The organism is Phenylobacterium sp., assembly GCF_036495085.1.
Taxonomy (GTDB): domain Bacteria; phylum Pseudomonadota; class Alphaproteobacteria; order Caulobacterales; family Caulobacteraceae; genus Phenylobacterium.
The window spans coordinates 1-1,691 of the sequence record NZ_DASXNL010000154.1; the positions used below are offsets into that span (position 1 = coordinate 1).

Annotated in this window: 2 protein-coding genes; one reads left to right on the top strand and one right to left on the bottom strand. The window is 66.5% G+C overall.

The genetic code is table 11. The annotated features are described in order from the left end of the window. A partial coding sequence (locus VGI62_RS17275; protein WP_331505776.1) for an ABC transporter substrate-binding protein occupies window positions 1-1,059 on the bottom strand: 1,059 nt, incomplete at its 3' end. 159 nt (window positions 1,060-1,218) lie between these two features. On the opposite strand from VGI62_RS17275, the gene VGI62_RS17280 reads away from it, so the two are divergent. Then, window positions 1,219-1,691 (top strand): ABC transporter ATP-binding protein (locus VGI62_RS17280; protein ID WP_331505777.1); only part of this gene is annotated, 473 nt, incomplete at its 3' end.

A 1,691-nucleotide genomic window follows, 5' to 3' on the forward strand; every position in this document is an offset into this window, starting at 1 on the left:
GCGGCCGTCCTCGCGCAGCTTGCCGTTCTTGGTCATGACGTCGTTGACCGGCAGCTCGCGCATCTTGGCCATCACGGCCTTGGGCTCGTCGGTGCCCGCCGCCTGCACGGCCTTGAGGTAGTGCAGGGTCGAGCTGTAGACGCCCGCCGTCAGCATGCTGGGCAGGCGGTCCTTCTTGGCGCGATAGCGCTTGGTCCAGGCGCGGGTCTCGTCGTTCAGGTCCCAGTAGAAGGACTCGGTCAGCACCAGGCCCTGCGCCACCGGCAGGGTGAGCGACTGCACGTCGGTGGCGAACACCAGCAGGCCCGCCAGCTTCTGGCCGCCCTTGACGATGCCGAACTCACCGGCCTGCTTGATCGAGTTGATGGTGTCCTGGCCGGCATTGGCGAGACCGATGACCTTGGCCTTCGACGACTGGGCCTGCAGCAGGAAGGACGAGAAGTCCTGCGTGCTGAGCGGATGTTTCACGCTGCCCAAAACCTTGCCGCCGGCCGCCTTCACGACCTCGGTCACGTCGCGCTCCAGCGCGTGGCCGAAGGCATAGTCGGCGGTGAGGAAGAACCAGGTATCGCCGCCCGCCTTCACCATGGCGTCGCCCGTCACGTGGGCCAGCGCATAGGTGTCGTAGACCCAGTGTGCGCCGGTCTCGGAGCAGGCCGGGCCGGTGAGGTCGGCCGAGGCCGCGCCGGTGTTGATGTCGATCTGGCCCTTTTCCTGGCTGACCTTGCGGACCGCGAGGGCGACCGAGGAGGTGCCGAGGCCGGTGATCATCTTGACGCCGTCGACGTCGTACCATTTGCGCGCGATCGAGGCGCCGACATCGGGCTTGGTCTGGTGGTCGGCCGACAGGATCTCGACCGAGCGGCCCAGAACCTTGCCGCCGACATCCTCGATGGCCATCTGCATGGCCTCGACCTCACCGGCCGTCAGGTCGCCATAGACGCCCGAGAAGCCGTCCATGACGCCGATCTTGAGCGGCGGCGGCGTCTGCGCCAGAGCTGATGGGCCGGCGATGGCGACCAGACCCAAGGCGGCAAGTCCGGCAACGGCTGCAGCCACGCCGGCATTCCGGACAGAATTTCCAACTTTCATACGCTAATCCTCCCAGATGCGGTTCCCCCCGCACTGGGCCGAAATCTAGCGATGGCGCGGGCTCTCCGCCAGTGCTGGACAGCAGCGCCAAGCTTCGATTAATTCGCCACACCGCAGGGGGGCGGGATGGCCGAAGAAGAAGTAATTCTCGAGGCGGAAGGGCTGACGAAGGAGTTTGCAGGCTTCGTCGCGGTCAAAAACGTCGATCTGCGCGTGCGGCGCCACACCATTCACGCCCTGATCGGGCCCAATGGCGCGGGCAAGACGACCTGTTTCAATTTGCTCACCCATTTCCTGACGCCGACGCGCGGCCAGATCCGCTTCAACGGCCGCAATATCACCGGCAGTTCGCCAGCGGCCATTGCGCGCATGGGGCTCGCCCGCTCGTTCCAGATCTCGGCGGTCTTCCCCCATCTTTCGGTGCGCGAGAATGTCCGGGTCGCCCTGCAGCGCAAGCTGCGCAATTCCTTCCAGTTCTGGCGCTCCGAAAGCGTGCTGGCCCGGCTCGACGCCCGCGCCCTCGAACTGGTCGCCGCGGTGGGCCTCGCAGCCTTCGCCGAAAGCCAGGCCGTCGAGCTGCCTTACGGCCGCAAGCGCGC